Source organism: Pantoea sp. X-Soil-TKNS-1279, from assembly GCF_059730565.1.
In genome coordinates this window covers 2428941-2447789 of the sequence record NZ_AP035948.1, presented here as the reverse complement: position 1 = coordinate 2447789, position 18849 = coordinate 2428941, and the positions used below count along the sequence as shown (strand labels likewise).

The window sequence follows — 18849 nt, the reverse complement described above, 5'->3', positions numbered from 1 at the left end:
TTCAGGCCAGTTCTCGCAGGCTGGGAAGAATACGATTCACTTTATGCAACGTCTCCTGATATTCAGCGGTGACGTCACTGTCGGCCACCAGCCCACCGCCCGCTGCGCAGTATAACTGCTGGTTTTCGGCGACAAGTGTGCGGATGGTGATGCTGGTATCCATGCGGCCACACAGGCTGATATAACCGATGCTCCCGCACCAGGCATTGCGGCGATGTGGTTCCAGTTCTTCAATGATCTCCATGGCGCGGATCTTCGGCGCGCCGGTAATGGAGCCGCCGGGAAAACAGGCACGCAGCAGATCAGTGGCGGCAAGCTGCGCGGGCAGCCTTGCTCGCACGGTACTCACCAGATGATGCACCGCCGGGAACGGTTCGACGACAAATAACTCAGGTACGCTGACGCTGCCAGGTTCGGCAACGCGCCCGATATCATTGCGCAGCAGATCGACAATCATCAAATTTTCTGCGCGATCTTTCTCGGCATGCGCCAGCTCTTCTGCCTGCTGACGGTCGGCGTGAGGATCGGCCAGGCGTGGGCGCGTGCCTTTGATTGGCCGGGTTTCAATTTCCTGCTGATGCAGGGAAAGAAAGCGTTCCGGTGACAAGCTGAGAATCACGCTGTGCGGCAGCCGGAGAAAGGCGCTGAAGGGGGCGCGATTGGCCGCATTCAGATGCTGAAAAGCCTGCCACTCATCACCGCGATAGCTGGCCTGAAAGCGCTGGGCCAGATTAACCTGGTAGCAATCACCTGCCTGAATATAGGCCTGCACAGCGGCAAAACGTTGGGCGTAGTCGTCGTAACTCAGATTTGATTGCCAGTCACTGGTTAGCGCAAAGGGTCGTTGAGTGGGGGAGTTTTGCGCTTGCAGCCATTGCCAGCGCGCGTCGGCATCATCCAGTGACACCAGCGTCAGGCGACATAATTGATGGTCAGCGATTAACGCCCAGTCATATATGCCGACCGCCATATCCGGGGTAATGAGATCGGACTTCGCCAGCTGAGGTATGGTTTCGAAACGACGCCCCAGGTCATAACCAAATAATCCCAGCGCGCCGCCCTGAAAAGGCAGGTCAGGATTAAAAGCGGGCTGAACTCCGAGTGCATCGCACTGCTGCTGGAGTAACGTCAGCGGATCATTCGGGCTGGTCTGGATATGGTCTTGCTGAACGATTTCCGTTACGTCACCCCGGGTCACCAGGGTTACACGCGGATCGGCGGTCATAATATCAAAGCGGTTATCAGCATGATCGGCCTGGCCCGACGTCAACAGCATTGCCCAGGGCTGATGAGCAAGGGTGGAAAACAGGTGTGTCAGCGTATCCGGCGTATAATTGAGAGCGAGGGTTTTTACGATCATGAGACAAATCAGATAACAGCAGCAAAGACCTAAGCCTGACACATTTTTTTGTTGCTGGCACCTGTTTGTTCCGCATGGAATAATGCGTCCCCTTTTTCCCAGGAGCGAGTCATGTTTACAGGTCTTCCGGCATTATCTCACGAACAGCAGCAGCAGGCGGTTGAACGTATTCAGGAACTGATGGCAGGGGGTATGGCCAGCGGCCAGGCGATTGCGCAGGTCGCGCACGAAATTCGTCAGAGTCATCAGGGAGAACAAATTCGGGCGCGCTTTGAAGACGACGAAGAGGACGTCTGACGCCCGAATCAGTTTACAACGCGGCGATGATCTTAATTTCGACTTTATATTTCGGATTCATCAAACCGGCCTGCACGGTGCAACGCACCGGTGCATTGCCCGGTGACACCCAGGCATCCCAGGCGCGGTTCATCGCCGGGAAGTCAGCTTTATCGACGAGGAAAATAGTCGCGTCGAGAATTTTGCTTTTGTCTGAACCTACACGGGTCAGAATGGCGTCGATCACGGCCAGCGCGTTGGCGGTTTGTGCCTCTGCATCCTCATCAAGATTCTCTGGCACGCTGGTGTAGTACACCGTCTGGTTATGAATAACAGCTTCCGACATACGGTGTTCTGGATCAATACGCGTAATGGTCATGATTTTCTCCTTAATTATCGCAGCGCTAGCCTGCCATAACCGCAGCCAGGTTGTCATCTGTTGTGGTCGCATGAATAGAATCCTGACATAATTACAGTACTTTTTTGAATTTTCGGTGAGGATGTGTGGCAGACGATTTTGCAGCTGACGGCGCGCTGGCGCAGGCGATTCCCGGCTTTAAACCGCGTGAAGCGCAGCGCGAGATGGCGCAGGCTGTCGCAGAGGCGGTAAAAAGTGGCGGTGAGCTGGTGGTGGAGGCCGGTACCGGTACCGGTAAAACCTATGCTTATCTTGCACCCGCGCTGCGTGCTGACAAAAAAGTGATCATCTCCACTGGTTCCAAAGCGTTACAGGATCAGCTGTATAATCGCGATCTACCCACCGTTGCCCGTGCGCTCAAGTTCAAAGGCAAAACCGCCTTGCTGAAAGGCCGCTCCAACTATCTCTGTCTGGAACGGATGGAACAGCAAACCCAGAGCGGCGGCGATCTCAACGTCCAGGCGCTGGGCGATTTGATTACGTTGCGCGGCTGGTCATCGGAAACCATTGATGGCGATATCAGCAGCTGTGCCGGTGTGGCAGAAGACAGCCCGGTGTGGCCTTATGTCACCAGCACCAACGACAACTGTCTGGGCAGTGATTGCCCGCTGTACAAAGATTGTTTTGTGGTGAAAGCCCGCAAACGGGCAATGGACGCTGATGTGGTGGTGGTGAATCACCATTTGTTCCTCGCTGATCTGGTGGTAAAAGAAGGGGGCTTTGGGGAACTGATTCCCGAGGCCGATGTGATGATTTTCGATGAAGCCCATCAGCTGCCGGATATCGCCAGCCAATATTTCGGCCAGCAACTCTCCAGCCGCCAACTCCTCGATTTAGTCAAAGACATCATTATTGCCTACCGTACTGAAGTGCGTGATGTGCAGCAGTTGCAGAAATCCGCCGACCGCCTGGCGCAATGCACCCAGGATTTCCGCCTGACATTGGGAGAACCCGGCTTTCGCGGCAACCTGCGCGACTTGCTGAGCGATAACAACGTGATGCGCATGCTGACCTTGTTGGATGATGCACTCGAACTCTGTTACGACGTGATTAAGTTATCGCTGGGGCGTTCTGCATTGCTGGATGCCGCCTTTGAGCGCGCCGCCCTGTATCGTACCCGCCTGAAACGCTTGCGTGCCATTGATGAACCGGGCTTCAGCTATTGGTATGAATGCTCCAGCCGTCATTTTACCCTCGCGCTGACGCCGCTCTCGGTTGCCGAACGTTTCCGCGAAGTGATGGACAATCGCAAAGCAGCCTGGGTCTTCACCTCTGCTACCCTGGCGGTGAATGAGCAGATGAGCCATTTCTCGAGCCGGTTGGGTGTGGATAAAGCAAAAACGCTGATCCTCAACAGCCCGTTTGATTATGCGCGCCAGGCGCTGTTGTGCGTACCGCGCCATCTGCCGGAGCCAAATCGTCCCGGTGGCGCGCGCCGGTTGGCACAGATGATGAAGCCGTTGATTGATGCCAACAAAGGCCGCTGCTTCTTTTTATGTACCTCGCATATGATGATGCGTGAACTGGCGGCGGAATTTCGTGCCTCCATGACCATACCGGTGCTGCTACAGGGCGAAACCAGTAAAGGTCAGCTGTTGAAACAATTCCTTGAGGCAGGCAATGCCTTGCTGGTGGCAACCAGCAGCTTCTGGGAAGGCGTGGATGTGCGGGGTGATGCGTTGTCGCTGGTGATCATCGATAAACTGCCGTTTACCTCGCCGGAGGATCCGTTGTTGAAAGCCCGCATGGAGGATTGTCGTCTGCGCGGCGGTGAGCCGTTTAACGATGTGCAGTTACCCGATGCGGTAATTACCCTCAAACAGGGGGTAGGCCGTCTGATCCGTGATACCGACGATCGTGGTGTGCTGGTGATTTGCGATCAGCGCCTGGTGTCTCGCCCCTATGGCGCGCTGTTCCTCAACAGTTTGCCGCCGACCCCGCGCACCCGCGATCTTGACCGCGCCATTCGTTTTGTCCGCGAGCAGGAGAGTCACTAATTTGTGTCAGCCTGTGTTAAGATGCGCGCCATTTTGAATCTCCCGAGGTTGTTATGTCCGCCCGAATTTTAGCCCTGGACACGGCGACAGAAGCCTGTTCTGCCGCGCTGCTGAATCAACAACAGCTTGATTCCCGTTTCGAAATCGCTCCGCGTGACCATACTCAACGTATTCTGCCGCTGGTACAGGCGTTGTTGCAGGCGCAACAACTTGAGCTGACGGCGCTGGATGCGCTAGCGTTTGGACGCGGGCCGGGTAGTTTTACCGGCGTGCGTATCGGCATCGGTATCGCCCAGGGGCTGGCGCTGGGGGCGAATCTGCCAATGATTGGCGTCTCCTCGTTAGCCACCATGGCGCAAGGCGCCTGGCGACTGAGCGGCGCAACGCGTGTGCTGGCGGCGATCGATGCACGCATGGGCGAAGTCTATTGGGCGGAGTATCAACGCGATGTGAACGGCGAGTGGCACGGCGAAGAAACCGAAGCCGTGCTGTCACCGGAAGCCGCTCAGACGCGTATTGCCGGCTTGAGCGGTGAATGGACCACGGTTGGCACCGGTTGGCAGGCGTATCCGCAGCTGTTAACCACGCCCGGTGCGCATCTGATCGCCAGCGAAGTCCAGTTACCTGCTGCTGAAGATATGCTGCCGTTGGCGCTTGCGGCCTGGCAACGGGGAGAAACGGTAGCGGTAGAACACGCCGAGCCCGTATATCTGCGCAATGAAGTGGCATGGAAAAAATTGCCGGGACGTTAAGGGACCGCGCAACTTATCGCTACGCTCTCAGTCTAATCTGAGAAATAACAGGAGAAGTGCTATGCCAATGAGTCGTAAAGGGATGTCTGGCGCTCTGTTAGCCTGCGTGCTGTTGATCAGCGGTTGTGTTTCGGTGCCGGATGCCATTAAAGGGAGTTCACAGCTTCCACAGCAAGATCTATTACGCGTGATGAATGCGCCGCAGCTCTATGTCGGCCAGGAGTCGCGCTTCGGCGGTAAAGTGGTAAACGTCACCAATCTTAATGGTCTGACGCGCCTCGAAATTGCCACCCAACCATTGGATGACAGCGCCCGACCACGTCTTGGTTCGGCATCGGTCGGTCGTATTTTTGCCGATATTCACGGCTTTGTTGATCCGACCGATGTGAAAAACCAGTACGTTACCGTGCTGGGCAATATCAAAGGGACAGAAAAAGGGACGATCGGCCAGGCCAGCTACAATTTTGTGGTTATCGATGTAAAAGGTTATCAGCGCTGGCATTTAACGCAGCAGGTTATGACGCCACCGCAGCCTATCGATCCCTGGATTTTCTACGGACCGACACGCCATCATCCAGGCTATTGGGGACCCAACCCTTACTGGGGCATGTCCAATAGTGGTCCGGCACAGGTAGAAACCATCCTGACTGAATAAGTTATTTTTAATCAGTTATTTACGGCCCGATCGCGGCGCACGCGAACGGGCCTTTTTATTGAGTGCGCAACCGAAGCGCGAAATTTAGTGATGAGCCTCGCAACCTGAACAGGTCGACACCGGTAAACTGGTACAATCAGTTAAAATATTGTTAACAACACTGATGGCAGAGGCTGCGATGGCTACGCAACAAGAATCTCGGGGTGAATCTTTGACTAAGGTTTGGCTGAAACGCTATCCGCCGGATGTCCCAGCGGAAATTACTGCGGACCGTTATACCTCTTTGATCGATCTTTTTGAGCATGCAGCAACGCGTTATGCCGATCAGGTCGCTTTCGTAAACATGGGTCAACCGATGACCTATCGTCAGCTGGACCAGCAAAGTCGTGCTTTCGCTGCCTGGTTACAACAGGGACTGAAGCTTAAAGCCGGTGACCGGGTTGCGCTGATGATGCCTAATCTGCTGCAATATCCGGTGGCGCTGTTTGGCGTGCTGCGTGCAGGCATGGTGGTAGTGAATGTTAACCCACTCTACACACCACGCGAGTTAAAGCATCAACTTAACGACAGCGGTGCCAGTGCGATTGTCATCGTCTCGAATTTTGCGCACACCTTAGAAAAAGTTGTGGCCGAGACTCAGGTTAAACATGTGATGTTAACGCGCATGGGCGATCAACTGGCCCCTATCAAAGGGACGCTGGTTAATTTTGTTGTTCGCTATGTGAAGAAGTTGGTGCCGAAATACCATCTGCCAGGTGCCGTTTCTTTTCGTCTGGCGTTGCAGCAAGGGGAGCAACTGACTTATCAACGGCCTGATGTGACCAATGATGACCTGGCGTTTCTGCAATATACCGGTGGTACCACCGGGGTAGCGAAAGGCGCAATGCTGACGCACGGCAATATGCAGGCCAACCTCGAACAGGCGAAAGCCACCTATGGCAAGCTGCTGCGTCCGGGACAGGAGTGCGTGGTCACCGCCTTGCCGCTGTACCATATTTTTGCTCTGACGGTTAACTGTCTGCTGTTCCTCGATCTGGGCGGCCAGAACCTGTTGATCACCAATCCGCGCGACATCCCGGGTTTTGTCAGGGAGCTGGCAAAGTTCCCGTTCACCGCGATTACCGGTGTGAATACCCTGTTCAACGCGCTGCTCAACGATGCCAACTTTAATAAGCTGGATTTCTCCACCCTGCGGATGTCGGCGGGCGGCGGTATGGCGGTGCAAAAAGCTGTGGCTGAACGCTGGGAGAAACTGACCGGCCACTATCTGCTGGAAGGCTACGGTTTGACCGAGTGTTCACCGTTGGTGTCGGTGAATCCTTATGACATCACCTGCCATACCGGAAGCATCGGTTTACCGGTACCTTCTACCGATGTGCGTATCGTCGATGAAGATGAACATGATGTCCTGCCGGGTGAGCCGGGAGAGCTTTGCGTACGCGGCCCGCAAGTGATGGTCGGTTACTGGCAACGCCCGGAAGCCACCGAAGAAGTGCTAAAAAATGGCTGGCTGCATACCGGTGATATTGTTACCGTGGACAGCGAAGGCTTTATCCGCATCGTCGATCGCAAAAAAGACATGATTCTGGTGTCTGGCTTTAACGTGTATCCTAACGAGATCGAAGATGTGCTGATGCAGCATGAGAAAGTGCGAGAGGCCGCCGCGATTGGCGTACCGAGCGATCTTTCCGGTGAAGCGGTGAAAGTGTGTATCGTGAAGAAAGATCCCACCTTAACCAAAGAAGAAGTGCTGGATCACTGTCGCCGTCAGCTAACCGGCTACAAGGTGCCGAAGATTATCGAGTTTCGCGACGAGTTGCCTAAGACCAACGTCGGCAAGATTTTACGTCGTGAGTTGCGCGATGAGGTGAAGCGGGAAGGGTAAGTGTGCGCACCTCGCTCAAAGGTTAACGCCGGCAAAGTCCGGCGTTTTTATTGCTTTTAACATGGAGCGCTGCACGAAGTATGTTGCAGCGAAAACATAACGTGAATTATTCCCTGATCGACCAAAATGACCAACTGGCGGCGGTATGTGACAAAGCACGGCAGCATAGCGCTGTGGCGCTGGATACCGAATTTGTTCGCACCCGTACTTACTATCCGCAGTTGGGCCTGATTCAGCTGTTTGATGGCGAGCAATTGGTCCTGATCGATCCTCTCAACATTAGCGACTGGGCACCGTTTATTGCGCTATTGCGTGATACCCAGGTAACCAAATTCCTGCACGCGGGCGGTGAAGATCTCGAAGTGTTTCTGCATCGTTTTCGCTGCCTGCCGGACCCGATGGTCGATACCCAAATTCTGGCGGCTTTTGCCGGGCAGCCTCTGTCGTGGGGGTTTGCCGCGATGGTGATGCACTTTAATCAGATCGAGCTGGATAAAAGTGAAGCGCGCACTGACTGGCTGGCGCGTCCGCTGACGGCGCGCCAGTGTGAATATGCGGCGGCGGATGTCGCTTACTTGCTGCCGATAGCTCATCAACTGGTGGCGCAAACGGAAGCGGCAGGCAACATGGCCGCAGCGCTGAGCGAATGTGACACCTTATGCCAGCGTCGTCTGGATGTGCTGGCGCCTGAAGATGCCTGGCGTGATATCACCAATGCCTGGCAACTGCGCCCGCGTCAGTTGGCGGCTTTGCAGCGTCTTGCGGCGTGGCGGCTGAATATCGCGCGGCAGAAAGATATGGCGGTGAACTTCGTGGTGCGCGAAGAGAACTTGTGGAAAGTGGCGCGTTTTATGCCCGGCAGTCTCGGTGAACTGGATCATCTGGGCCTGAATGGCCATGAAATCCGCTTCCACGGTAAAGCACTGGTGGCGATGGTGGCCGAAGCGCAAGCGCAGGATGAAAGCACGTTGCCGCAACCGCTGGGGAATCTGATTGATCACCCGGAATACAAGCAGACCTTCAAAGCCATCAAAGCGTTGGTCCAGCAGGTGAGCGAAGAGACGGGCTTTAGCCAGGAGTTGCTGGCTTCACGTCGTCAGATCAATCAGGTGTTGAGCGTGCATTGGGGGTTGAAAAATGCCTCACGCACACCGGAGTTAATCGCAGGCTGGCGTGGCGATTTGTTCAAGGCGCGCATCGACGAGATTTTGCAGACGCACTAAATCCAGTATTTTCCCCTGCAAACAACGCAGGGGAAAATCAGGAGACCGCTAGCGTCATTTGGTGACTTCTTCCGTCTCCGGTAGCGTAACGTTCAGCTCCAGAATCGAGATATCATCTCCTTTCTGATCCAGCTGAACGGTCACCATATCTGGGTCAATCTTCACATACTTGCAAATCACTTCCAGAATGTCGCGTTTGAGCTGCGGCAGGTAGTGGGGCTCACTGTCGCCCCTTCTGCGTTCAGCCACAATAATTTGCAGCCTTTCCTTGGCTATGTTGGCTGTGTTCTTCTTACGGGATAAAAAGAAATCAAGTAATGCCATTGGTTATCCCCCGAACAGGCGTTTCAGGAAACCCTTCTTCTCTTCTTCAATAAAGCGGAAGGGGCGTTCTTCGCCAAGCAGGCGGTCTACGGTATCAGCATAGGCTTTACCGGCATCTGAGGTCGCGTCAAGGATCACCGGTTCGCCCTGGTTAGAGGCGCGCAGTACCGATTGGTCTTCAGGAATGACGCCGACCAATGGAATACGCAGGATATCCAGTACGTCTTCCATGCTCAACATATCACCACGACTGACGCGGCCCGGGTTGTAACGGGTCAGCAGCAGGTGTTCTTTCACGGCATCCTGGCCATTCTCTGCACGGCGAGATTTGGAGGCGATGATGCCAAGAATACGGTCGGAGTCACGTACTGAAGAGACTTCCGGGTTAGTGGTAATAATCGCTTCGTCGGCAAAATAAAGCGCCATCAGCGCACCGGTTTCGATACCGGCCGGCGAGTCACAAACGATAAAATCGAACTCCATGGTCGCCAAATCGTTCAGTACTTTCTCAACGCCTTCGCGGGTCAGGGCATCTTTGTCACGGGTTTGCGACGCAGGCAGGATGTAGAGTTGCTCGGTACGCTTATCTTTAATCAGCGCCTGGTTCAGTGTGGCATCGCCCTGAATAACGTTGACGAAGTCATAAACCACACGGCGTTCACAGCCCATGATCAGGTCGAGGTTACGCAGACCGATGTCAAAATCGATAACCACGGTTTTTTTGCCTTTCTGCGCGAGTCCAGTGGCGATGGCCGCGCTTGACGTGGTCTTGCCAACGCCCCCTTTACCGGATGTAACTACAATGATGCGTGCCATAAATGTTGATTTCCTTAACGAAAGAAAAGGGGCCTAATTAAGTGTCTGAATGGTGAGCGCGCCCTCTTTGAGGCACAGGCGCGCAGCTTTACCAAAAAATTCTGCCGGGATCTGATCCATGATCCAGTACTCCCCGGCAATCGAGACCAACTCTGCGGCGAGGTTGGTGCAAAAAATCTGGCAGTCACGGTCACCGCTGGCACCCGCCAGCGCGCGGCCGCGCATCATGCCGTAAATGTGGATGTTGCCATCGGCAACTAATTCAGCACCGGCGCTGACGCTGCTGGTGACGATTAAATCGGCATTGCGGGCATAGATCTGCTGGCCTGAACGTACTGGCGTATTGATGATGCGGGTTTTATTGACGGTCTCAGCCACAACAGGGGCGGCGACGGCTTCAGCAACCGGCGTTTCAGTGCGCTTTTTGCTCTCTTTACCTTCAGACAGCACCGGTAAACCGGCGCGCGCAATCATCTTTTTCAGCGCATCATCTTTACAACCGCTGACGCCAACGATACGTAATCCGGTTGCGCTGACAGCTTGTTGCATCTGTTTCCAGTTGATGTCGCCGTTCAATGCCGACACATTGAGCACCACGGGCGCATTTTTCAGAAAGCCAGGCGCCTGGTCGATTTTGTCCTGCAACGCCTGACGAATCACCTCAGGTTGCGAATGGTGCAGATGAACGACTGACAGGGTAAAACTGCTTCCCTTGAATTCGATTGGCATTTGCGACATCTGTCCTGACTCGTCCTGTTTTCACTACCAGGTGATGAATGCCGATAAAATCGTCATTAACACCACTCGGTCAATATTCGAAGTTCAGCAAGCATGTTATAGTTACTGCTATATTCAGGCAAGTGACGCCATCAGTTAATTCGAGTAAAAAATATGTTTTGTGTGATCTACAGAAGCCCGCAACGCGACCAGACTTATCTTTATGTTGAAAAAAAAGACGATTTTTCCCGCGTGCCGGAAGAATTGCTGCGGGGCTTTGGTAAACCTCAGCTGGCAATGGTGCTGTCACTGGAAAAACGCGGCAAACTGGCTAATGCAGACATCAATAAAGTAAAGCAGGCATTGAGCGATCAGGGCTATTATTTACAATTGCCGCCCCCGCTGGAAAGTCTACTGAACATACATCTTCAGCAAGGCAAAAAAGATTAATTCGGATTCATCTGTAAATATATCCAGATTTAATCATCTGTATGGATAGCTTTATTTATTTGCCTGCGCTAAATCCCTTATTGCAGACAATATAGTGAATCTGATTAACGTCTTTTGACAATTTCCGCACAGTCCGCAGTCGCAAACCAGCTTAATATATTGACCCTCAGTGCCACGTTCCGGCACTGAAGCAAACACAACACGCCAGCAGGGCTGGCGTCATACGCAAACTAAAGCAGGGGAATAGCATGTATCAGCATCGTAACTGGCAGGGCGCTTTGTTGGATTACCCGGCCAGTAAAGTGGTCTGTGTTGGCAGCAACTATGCTAAGCACATTAAGGAGATGGGAAGTGCAACGCCAACCGAGCCGGTGGTGTTCATCAAGCCTGAAACCGCGCTGTGCGATCTGCGTCAGCCACTGTCGATTCCAGGGAATTTCGGTGAAGTCCACCACGAAGTTGAACTGGCGGTGCTGATTGGTGCCACGCTGAAGCAGGCGAGTGAAGAGCATGTGGCGAAAGCCATCGCGGGTTACGGTGTGGCGCTGGATTTGACGCTGCGTGATGTCCAGGCTGGTCTGAAAAAAGCGGGACAGCCGTGGGAAAAATCGAAAGGTTTTGATAACTCTTGCCCGCTGTCTGGGTTTATCCCGGCCGCTGAATTCAGCGGCAATCCACAGGATACCGAACTGAAACTGGTGGTGAATGGCGAAGTTCGTCAGCATGGCACCACCGCAGATATGATCCACAAAATTCTGCCGCTGATTGCCTATATGAGCCAGTATTTCACGCTGCGTGCGGGCGATGTGGTACTTACCGGCACCCCAGAGGGTGTGGGCCCGATGCGTTCTGGTGACAAACTTGAGATCTCGCTGGCCGGTCACGGTATTACGACGCGCGTGCTGTAAAACTTGCATCACCGCACCTGAACCTTTATAAGGTGCGGTCTTTACGTTAATCCGGACCGCCATCATGACTGATCACCCTTTCTGGCAAACAAAACGCCTTGACCAAATGGACGACGCAGAGTGGGAATCGCTGTGCGACGGCTGTGGGCAGTGCTGCCTGAATAAATTGCAGGATGCGGATACCGATGAAATTTACTTCACTAACGTCGCCTGCAATCAGCTAAACATTAAAACCTGCCAGTGTCGCAATTACGAACGGCGGTTTGAATATGAAGAAGACTGCATCAAGCTGACACGCGAAAATCTGACCACTTTCAATTGGTTGCCGCGTACCTGCGCGTATCGTTTGCTCGGTGAAGGGAAGACATTACCCGCCTGGCATCCGCTGATTGCAGGTTCCAAGAAAGCCATGCATGCACAACGCATTTCGGTGCGTTACATCGCGGTGCGGGAGAGTGAAGTGCGGGATTGGGAAGATCACATCATCGATCGGCCAGACCGTAACGGTTAAAAAAACAGGCAGCTCAGGCTGCCTGTTTTCATTTGTTAACGGCCAAACAAATCACGACGTTTGGCTTTGAACGGCTGTGCAATCAGCACCAGCAGGCCAACTACCAGATAAGCCGCAAAAATGACGATCATCCACTGCGGCATGCTCCAGCCAAGGAAGCTCCAGTCAATGGCGGCGCAGTCACCCCGCGCCACGAACACGGCAGGCAACCATTTATCCAGTGGCAGCCAGGTCGGGAAACGCGCGGCAAAATCACAGGTGACAAAGGGGTTCGGATGGAGTTGGATCATGGTGTGTTCATAAGAGAGGCGAACTCCCTGAATCGCACTGTACAGCCAGATGACAATCGCAACCCAACGCAACGGGGTTTTCGGCGCAATGGCTCCGACAATACCCGCACCCATCACGCCAAACAGTGCGCAACGCTCATAAATACACATCACACAGGGCTGTAATCCCATGACGTGTTGGAAAAAGAGCGCAGTCAGTTCGAGAGCCAGTGCCGTCAGTGCCAACAATAACCAGGCTCCGCGTCCTCGCGAACATTGGTTCAAATATCGCAACATATTGCCTTTCCTGTAGCCATTAATGTTTCGCAGTGTAAACCAAAAGCGTGACCATGCCAGCCCGGACGCAGGAAAAAATCATGTATAAAAATGACTTATCCTGATCCAGGCCAAAAAACCTCAGAGTTGTGTGGCGCTAAGCCAACCTTGCTGGATGAAATAATCACTCATTGGTACCAGCAATTCATTGATGCAGAAGAATCCCACCAGTGACAGCACCAGGGTAAACGGCACCGCCATCCACACCATGCGGCCATATGAGAGACGAATCAGCGGTGCCAGTGCTGAGGTCAACAAAAACAGGAAGGCTGCCTGACCATTCGGGGTGGCAACTGAGGGTAAATTCGTGCCGGTATTGGTGGCGACCGCCAACAGTTCAAACTGACGCAAATCAATCGCACCACTCTGGAAGGCATGTTTCGCTTCGTTGATATACACCGAGCCGACAAACACATTATCCGAGATGGATGACAGCAAACCATTAAACACATAAAACCAACTGAGTTGCGAGGCCGGGTCGGCCTGCAACACAAAATGGATCAGTGGCTGGAACAGTTGCTGGTCAATGATCACCGCGACAATGGCAAAAAATACCGCCAGCAATGCGGTAAAGGGCAGAGCTTCGGTAAAGGCCTGGCCAAGAGTATGTTCATCGGTAAACCCGCACAGCGAGGTGGCGAGAATAATCACAGAAAGGCCGATCAACCCAACTTCGGCGAGATGAAAGGCGAGGGCGATAATCAGCCAAACGCCGATCAAAGCCTGCACCCACAATCTCAGCGTATCCTGGCGGGTGCGCTGCTCAGTGGCCTGACGGTCGCTCTCCAGTAAAATCGCGCGTACGGCCTCAGGTAGCGTTTCACCGTAGCCAAACACCCGGAAGCGTTCCACCAGAATGCTGGTGATAATCCCACACAACAACACCGGAACGGTAACCGGTGCCATGCGCAGGAAAAACTCTGTGAAGTTCCACCCTGCGGCATGGGCAATGATCAGGTTCTGTGGTTCGCCGACCATCGTCATCACACCGCCAAGTGCGGTGCCGACACCGGCCTGCATCATCAGGCTGCGCAAAAAGGCGCGAAATTTTTCCAGGGTTTCCCGCTGGACAACTTCTTCATGGTGCGGCAGCCCGGACGAAGCCACGCGATGATAAATATCATAAAAACCCGTCGCCACGCTGATCACCACCGCCAGTACGGTCAGCGCATCGAGGAAGGCGGAGAGAAACGCAGCGGCAAGACAGAAGGTCAGACCGAGCAGCACTTTGCTGCGGATCGACAGCAAAATACGGGTGAATACGAATAACAGCAGTTGTTTCATAAAGAAGATCCCCGCCACCATAAAAATCAGCAGCAGCAACACTTCAATATTCCCGGCCAGTTCAGTTTTCACCTGTTCAGCACTGGCCATGCCAATGGCAATTGCCTCGACAGCCAACAAGCCACCGGGCAGCAGCGGGTGGCACTTTAACGCCATGCCAAGGGTAAAAATAAACTCGGCGACCAACACCCAACCCGCCAAAAACGGGCTGACAAAAAAGAACAGCAGCGGATTGATGACCAGAAAAGTAATCAGTGTCAGTTTGTACCACTCGGGTGATTGCCCGAGAAAATTGCGTCTGAAGGCCTGCGTGTAGCTGAGTTCCATCGACTCTCCCTGAGATCTTGCATGTTATAAATTTTGCCAAGGGTAATGCGTCTCCAGGTGCTACGCAAACGGAGATCGTGTGGATATTAAATGATATGGAAATTTGCGGCAGCGCGCGCTTTTAATCGGTTGCCAGGCTATATCCGCTATAGCCCCTCTGGTATGATGAGTCCAATTACGACAAAGAAAGCAACGAGAAATAAATGCTATGGTGATTAAGGCGCAAAGCCCCGCAGGATTTGCTGAAGAATATATTATTGAAAGCATCTGGAACAGTCGTTTTCCGCCGGGGTCAATTCTACCTGCCGAACGTGAGCTTTCTGAATTGATCGGGGTGACCCGTACTACGCTGCGTGAAGTTTTACAGCGCCTGGCGCGTGATGGCTGGCTGACCATCCAGCACGGTAAACCTACGCGGGTGAATGATTTTTGGGAAACATCAGGTTTAAACATTCTCGAAACTCTGGCAAGGCTCGATCATGATAGCGTGCCGCAGCTGATTGATAATCTGCTGTCGGTACGAACCAATATTGCCTCTATCTTTATCAGCCGTGCCTTACGCCACCATCCGGACAAAGCGCGCGATGTGCTGGAAACGGCGCTGAATTCTGAGGATCAGGCAGATGCCTACACTGAGCTGGACTATCGTGTATTCCGTGGTCTGGCATTTGCTTCCGGTAACCCGATCTACGGTTTGATCCTCAATGGACTGAAAGGTCTGTATACCCGCGTTGGCCGCCACTACTTCTCCAATCCGGAAGCGCGTGAGTTGGCTCGCAGTTTCTACCGTCAACTGGCGGATCTGTGTGGGGTTAAACCGACGCAGGAGCAGATTGTCGATTGCGTGCGTGATTATGGTCGCCGCAGCGGTGAAATCTGGCACGGCATGCAGAAAAGTATGCCGGATGATTTGGGGACTAAGCGTTAATTCAACCTGCCTTTTGTCCAATAAAAAGCCGCCATCAACATGATGGCGGCTTTTTTGTGACCTTTACAGCGCCGGACCGCGTGCCGGGCTGCGATCCAGCAGTTCTACGCTGCCATCTTCATTCTGTTGTTCAAGGATGACATCAAAGCCCCACAGGCGATGTACGTGCTTCAGGACTTCGCGGCGGCTTTTATCTAACGGCGCACGTTGCTGCGGTACGTAACGCAGCGTCAGCGAGCGATCCCCGCGCAGATCGACGTTGTAAACCTGAATGTTGGGTTCCAGATTACTCAGGTTGTACTGTGCCGACAGCTGCTGGCGGATTGCCCGATAACCGGCTTCGTCATGAATCGCGGCAATTTCCAGATAGTTGTTACGATCATCATCCAGCACGGTGAACAAGCGGAAGTCGCGCATTACTTTCGGCGACAGGAACTGGCTGATAAAGCTTTCATCCTTGAATTCCCGCATCGCGAAGTGCAACGTCTTTAACCAATCTGAACCGGCGATATCCGGGAACCAGTAACGATCTTCCTCAGTCGGCGACTGACAAATACGTTTGATATCCTGGAACATCGCAAAACCGAGAGCATAAGGGTTAATGCCGTTATACCACGGGCTGTTATAGGGCGGCTGAAAAACCACGTTGGTATGGCTATGCAAAAACTCCATCATGAAGCGTTCCGACACTTTCCCCTCGTCATACATATGGTTGAGGATGGTGTAATGCCAGAACGTTGCCCAGCCTTCGTTCATTACCTGGGTTTGCTTTTGTGGATAGAAGTACTGGCTAACCTTACGCACAATGCGCAACACCTCACGCTGCCAGGGTTCCAGCAACGGGGCGTTCTTCTCCATAAAATAAAGCAAATTCTCTTGTGGCTCAGAGGGATAGCGAGCGGCTTCAACCTGTACCGACTCTTTCTCTTTACGCGGCAGGGTACGCCACAACGTATTGACCTGACTTTGTAGATACTCTTCACGGCTTTTTTGCCGCGCTTTCTCTTCCTGTAAGGAGATTTTTTGCGGGCGTTTATAACGGTCTACGCCGTAGTTCATCAGGGCATGGCAGGAGTCGAGCAACCGCTCAACTTCCTCTACACCGTAACGTTCTTCACAGTCGGAGATGTAATTGCGGGCAAACAGCAGGTAATCGACAATCGAACTGGCATCGGTCCAACTGCGGAACAGGTAATTATTTTTGAAGAAAGAGTTATGACCGTAGCAGGCATGTGCCATAACCAGCGCCTGCATCGTCATGGTGTTCTCTTCCATCAGATAGGCGATACAGGGGTTGGAGTTAATCACGATCTCATAAGCCAGGCCTTGTTGCCCGTGCTTATAGCGTTGCTCAGTCTCAATAAATTTCTTGCCGAAGGACCAGTGGGCATAGTTGATCGGCATACCCACGCTGGAGTAGGCGTCCATCATCTGCTCAGAGGTGATTACTTCAATTTGGTGCGGATAGGTATCCAGCCCATAGAGTTTGGCTACACGGTCAATTTCTGCCAGATAGACATCAAGCAACTCGAATGTCCAGTCAGGCCCGTCACTGAGTCGTTTACTGTTCCTGGTTGGCTCGTCAAAGATTGTCGTCATAGCGCACCTCTGTTTTGCAGAGTGGCAGGTAACGGAATGTCACCTGTCACGAACGTTTAAGGCTTCATCCTGAGAAAGACAGCCCAAAAAAACTGAGCGAACACATCAATGATAGTCCACTGTCGCTTATCCGAAACCGGAACTCAAACGAATTCTTTTGGCACAAAATCATTCAAAAAATCCTCGCAGCTGATTTCATAATTTCAAATATGGATTTGGTTTTATTTTGCAGAATATTATTCTGATTATAAGTGCATTGTATGACTGCGGCGCTTTCTCCTGAAAAAAGTGAAAATGACTGATTCCCGCATCATAAATTGCTGATTTATGACTTTTCAGCATAAAAAATCCTGATTTTGTCGTGATGGCATGATTTTAGTTACCAGAAAGGTAAAAAACATGTGAAATGATACTGTCAGATGTGAGGTGGTTTGCGGTGTCTGGTTATGCTGTGCCAGGCTTAATATATGGTCAATTATGCTTTTGTGGTGGTGGCGAGGGTCTTATGCGCGTAGTGATTCTGGGAAGTGGTGTGGTCGGCGTCGCAAGCGCCTGGTACCTGGCGCAGGCCGGGCATGAGGTTACCGTCATTGATCGTCAGCCGGGGGCAGCGCTGGAGACCAGCGCAGGTAATGCCGGACAAATTTCTCCCGGCTATGCTGCCCCCTGGGCCGCACCGGGTGTACCACTCAAAGCGGTTAAATGGATGTTCCAGCGTCATGCGCCATTGGCTATCCGCCTCGATGGCAGTCGCTTCCAACTGGAGTGGATGTGGAACATGCTGCGCAACTGCGATATGCGCCACTATCAGGAAAACAAAAGTCGCATGGTGCGGATTGCGGAATACAGCCGTGACTGCCTGAAAGCCTTGCGTGAATCGACCGGGATAGCTTACGAGGGACGTCAGGGCGGCACCCTGCAACTGTTTCGCACCCGCCAGCAATTCGAAAGCGCCAGCAAAGATATTGCGGTGCTGAAAGAGGCGGGAGTGCCTTACCAACTGCTGGAGTCCCACCAACTGACGAGTGTTGAACCGGCGCTGGCGACAACGGCCCACAAACTGACCGGTGGTTTGCGTCTGCCAAACGATGAAACTGGCGATTGTCAGCTATTTACCCAGCGCCTCGCGGCGATGGCTGCCGCCGCTGGCGTCACCTTCCGCTTCGATACACCGGTTGATCACCTGCTGCGTGAAGGTAACCGTATCTACGGTGTGAAATGTGGTGATGAAGTGATCAAAGCCGATGCTTACGTGGTTGCGTTTGGTTCTTACTCGACCGCGCTGCTGAAAGATATTGTCAGCATTCCGGTGTATCCGTTGAAAGGTTATTCGCTGACGATTCCGATTAAAAACCCGGATGCGGCGCCGGTCTCTACCATTCTGGATGAAACCTATAAAGTGGCTGTCACACGCTTTGATGATCGTATCCGCGTGGGCGGCATGGCGGAAATTGTTGGTTTTAACACCAAACTGTTGCCAGCACGTCGTGAAACGCTGGAGATGGTGGTCAGCGATCTCTATCCTGAAGGCGGTTATGTTGAACAGGCCACGTTCTGGAGCGGATTGCGTCCGATGACGCCGGACGGCACGCCAATTGTTGGCCGTACGCCGCTCTCTAATCTCTATCTTAATACCGGTCATGGTACGCTGGGATGGACGATGGCCTGCGGTTCTGGCCAGTTGCTGGCCGATCTGATTTCCGGGAAGAAACCGGCCATCGCTTCTGACGATTTGTCAGTGCTGCGTTATTTACCCGGTTTTGAGCCAAACACATCGCCGTTGCGTAACGCTAACGTAACGCGTTGAGCATTCA

General features: G+C 53.1%; 19 protein-coding genes. 11 read left to right on the top strand and 8 right to left on the bottom strand.

The features are described 5' to 3' along the window. Position 1: 1 nt before the first annotated feature. Entirely contained in the window at positions 2-1360 is a 1359-nt protein-coding gene (gene pabB, locus AC6I8N_RS11575; protein WP_497829089.1) for an aminodeoxychorismate synthase component 1, read from the bottom strand. A 111-nt stretch (positions 1361-1471) separates the two neighbouring features. Between pabB and AC6I8N_RS11570 the strand changes: the two genes are divergently transcribed. After that, positions 1472-1657: a YoaH family protein gene (locus AC6I8N_RS11570; RefSeq protein WP_021183011.1), complete on the top strand. Its 186-nt coding sequence runs from the start codon at positions 1472-1474 to the stop codon at positions 1655-1657. Positions 1658-1670: 13 nt separating this feature from the next. On the opposite strand, the gene AC6I8N_RS11565 is transcribed toward AC6I8N_RS11570, so the two are convergent. Further along, a complete protein-coding gene (locus AC6I8N_RS11565; RefSeq protein ID WP_021183012.1) occupies positions 1671-2015 on the bottom strand; it encodes a RidA family protein in 345 nt (114 codons plus the stop codon). A gap of 125 nt (positions 2016-2140) precedes the next feature. On the opposite strand from AC6I8N_RS11565, the gene yoaA reads away from it, so the two are divergent. From yoaA to rnd, 5 genes are all read left to right on the top strand, one after another. Continuing rightward, positions 2141-4051: a DNA repair helicase YoaA gene (gene yoaA, locus AC6I8N_RS11560; RefSeq protein ID WP_415174525.1), complete on the top strand. Its 1911-nt coding sequence runs from the start codon at positions 2141-2143 to the stop codon at positions 4049-4051. Between the two features lie 53 nt (positions 4052-4104). Then, positions 4105-4803, top strand: a complete 699-nt coding sequence (gene tsaB / locus AC6I8N_RS11555; protein ID WP_497829088.1) for a tRNA (adenosine(37)-N6)-threonylcarbamoyltransferase complex dimerization subunit type 1 TsaB — start codon at positions 4105-4107, stop codon at positions 4801-4803. Positions 4804-4864: 61 nt separating this feature from the next. Beyond that, on the top strand, positions 4865-5458 hold the full coding sequence (locus tag AC6I8N_RS11550; RefSeq protein WP_021183015.1) for a Slp family lipoprotein: 594 nt from the start codon (positions 4865-4867) through the stop codon (positions 5456-5458). A 211-nt stretch (positions 5459-5669) separates the two neighbouring features. Beyond that, a complete protein-coding gene (fadD, locus tag AC6I8N_RS11545) occupies positions 5670-7343 on the top strand; it encodes a long-chain-fatty-acid--CoA ligase FadD (protein ID WP_208723553.1) in 1674 nt (557 codons plus the stop codon). Positions 7344-7444: 101 nt separating this feature from the next. Beyond that, a complete protein-coding gene (rnd, locus tag AC6I8N_RS11540; RefSeq protein ID WP_036625112.1) occupies positions 7445-8566 on the top strand; it encodes a ribonuclease D in 1122 nt (373 codons plus the stop codon). A 54-nt stretch (positions 8567-8620) separates the two neighbouring features. Here the strand turns inward: rnd and minE are convergent, their stop codons facing one another. The 3 genes from minE to minC are packed head-to-tail and all read right to left on the bottom strand — an operon-like array spanning position 8621 to position 10444. Next, the gene (gene minE / locus AC6I8N_RS11535) at positions 8621-8890 is read right to left on the bottom strand and encodes a cell division topological specificity factor MinE (RefSeq protein WP_013509389.1); all 270 of its coding nucleotides are present in this window, start codon (positions 8888-8890) and stop codon (positions 8621-8623) included. Between the two features lie 3 nt (positions 8891-8893). Then, on the bottom strand, positions 8894-9706 hold the full coding sequence (gene minD, locus AC6I8N_RS11530; protein WP_021183019.1) for a septum site-determining protein MinD: 813 nt from the start codon (positions 9704-9706) through the stop codon (positions 8894-8896). 33 nt (positions 9707-9739) lie between these two features. Next, the gene (gene minC, locus AC6I8N_RS11525; protein WP_208723552.1) at positions 9740-10444 is read right to left on the bottom strand and encodes a septum site-determining protein MinC; all 705 of its coding nucleotides are present in this window, start codon (positions 10442-10444) and stop codon (positions 9740-9742) included. 153 nt (positions 10445-10597) lie between these two features. Between minC and AC6I8N_RS11520 the strand changes: the two genes are divergently transcribed. From AC6I8N_RS11520 to ycgN, 3 genes are all read left to right on the top strand, one after another. After that, positions 10598-10873: a YcgL domain-containing protein gene (locus AC6I8N_RS11520; protein WP_208723551.1), complete on the top strand. Its 276-nt coding sequence runs from the start codon at positions 10598-10600 to the stop codon at positions 10871-10873. 248 nt (positions 10874-11121) lie between these two features. After that, positions 11122-11781 (top strand): fumarylacetoacetate hydrolase family protein, encoded by a 660-nt coding sequence (locus AC6I8N_RS11515; RefSeq protein ID WP_021183022.1) that lies wholly within the window; start codon positions 11122-11124, stop codon positions 11779-11781. 64 nt (positions 11782-11845) lie between these two features. Continuing rightward, positions 11846-12292, top strand: coding sequence for a cysteine cluster protein YcgN (gene ycgN / locus AC6I8N_RS11510; RefSeq protein ID WP_497829087.1), 447 nt, complete (start codon positions 11846-11848; stop codon positions 12290-12292). 35 nt (positions 12293-12327) lie between these two features. Here the strand turns inward: ycgN and dsbB are convergent, their stop codons facing one another. Both dsbB and nhaB read right to left on the bottom strand, forming a co-directional pair. Further along, positions 12328-12858: a disulfide bond formation protein DsbB gene (gene dsbB, locus AC6I8N_RS11505; protein WP_036624994.1), complete on the bottom strand. Its 531-nt coding sequence runs from the start codon at positions 12856-12858 to the stop codon at positions 12328-12330. A 120-nt stretch (positions 12859-12978) separates the two neighbouring features. Beyond that, on the bottom strand, positions 12979-14508 hold the full coding sequence (gene nhaB / locus AC6I8N_RS11500) for a sodium/proton antiporter NhaB (protein ID WP_497829086.1): 1530 nt from the start codon (positions 14506-14508) through the stop codon (positions 12979-12981). Positions 14509-14716: 208 nt separating this feature from the next. On the opposite strand from nhaB, the gene fadR reads away from it, so the two are divergent. Next, the gene (fadR, locus tag AC6I8N_RS11495; RefSeq protein WP_208723548.1) at positions 14717-15436 is read left to right on the top strand and encodes a fatty acid metabolism transcriptional regulator FadR; all 720 of its coding nucleotides are present in this window, start codon (positions 14717-14719) and stop codon (positions 15434-15436) included. Positions 15437-15499: 63 nt separating this feature from the next. Here the strand turns inward: fadR and AC6I8N_RS11490 are convergent, their stop codons facing one another. After that, positions 15500-17035: a SpoVR family protein gene (locus tag AC6I8N_RS11490; RefSeq protein ID WP_036624998.1), complete on the bottom strand. Its 1536-nt coding sequence runs from the start codon at positions 17033-17035 to the stop codon at positions 15500-15502. Between the two features lie 505 nt (positions 17036-17540). Between AC6I8N_RS11490 and AC6I8N_RS11485 the strand changes: the two genes are divergently transcribed. Then, entirely contained in the window at positions 17541-18842 is a 1302-nt protein-coding gene (locus AC6I8N_RS11485) for a D-amino acid dehydrogenase (protein WP_497829085.1), read from the top strand. Positions 18843-18849 lie beyond the last annotated feature (7 nt).

Excerpts from the sequence above, each read along its gene's own strand:
- pabB (WP_497829089.1), bottom strand. The coding sequence starts at position 1,360 with ATGATCGTAAAAACCCTCGCTCTCAATTATACGCCGGATACGCTGACA.
- AC6I8N_RS11570 (WP_021183011.1), top strand. The coding sequence starts at position 1,472 with ATGTTTACAGGTCTTCCGGCATTATCTCACGAACAGCAGCAGCAGGCG.
- AC6I8N_RS11565 (WP_021183012.1), bottom strand. The coding sequence starts at position 2,015 with ATGACCATTACGCGTATTGATCCAGAACACCGTATGTCGGAAGCTGTT.
- tsaB (WP_497829088.1), top strand. The coding sequence starts at position 4,105 with ATGTCCGCCCGAATTTTAGCCCTGGACACGGCGACAGAAGCCTGTTCT.
- AC6I8N_RS11550 (WP_021183015.1), top strand. The coding sequence starts at position 4,865 with ATGCCAATGAGTCGTAAAGGGATGTCTGGCGCTCTGTTAGCCTGCGTG.
- minE (WP_013509389.1), bottom strand. The coding sequence starts at position 8,890 with ATGGCATTACTTGATTTCTTTTTATCCCGTAAGAAGAACACAGCCAAC.
- minD (WP_021183019.1), bottom strand. The coding sequence starts at position 9,706 with ATGGCACGCATCATTGTAGTTACATCCGGTAAAGGGGGCGTTGGCAAG.
- minC (WP_208723552.1), bottom strand. The coding sequence starts at position 10,444 with ATGTCGCAAATGCCAATCGAATTCAAGGGAAGCAGTTTTACCCTGTCA.
- AC6I8N_RS11520 (WP_208723551.1), top strand. The coding sequence starts at position 10,598 with ATGTTTTGTGTGATCTACAGAAGCCCGCAACGCGACCAGACTTATCTT.
- AC6I8N_RS11515 (WP_021183022.1), top strand. The coding sequence starts at position 11,122 with ATGTATCAGCATCGTAACTGGCAGGGCGCTTTGTTGGATTACCCGGCC.
- ycgN (WP_497829087.1), top strand. The coding sequence starts at position 11,846 with ATGACTGATCACCCTTTCTGGCAAACAAAACGCCTTGACCAAATGGAC.
- dsbB (WP_036624994.1), bottom strand. The coding sequence starts at position 12,858 with ATGTTGCGATATTTGAACCAATGTTCGCGAGGACGCGGAGCCTGGTTA.
- nhaB (WP_497829086.1), bottom strand. The coding sequence starts at position 14,508 with ATGGAACTCAGCTACACGCAGGCCTTCAGACGCAATTTTCTCGGGCAA.
- fadR (WP_208723548.1), top strand. The coding sequence starts at position 14,717 with ATGGTGATTAAGGCGCAAAGCCCCGCAGGATTTGCTGAAGAATATATT.
- AC6I8N_RS11490 (WP_036624998.1), bottom strand. The coding sequence starts at position 17,035 with ATGACGACAATCTTTGACGAGCCAACCAGGAACAGTAAACGACTCAGT.
- AC6I8N_RS11485 (WP_497829085.1), top strand. The coding sequence starts at position 17,541 with ATGCGCGTAGTGATTCTGGGAAGTGGTGTGGTCGGCGTCGCAAGCGCC.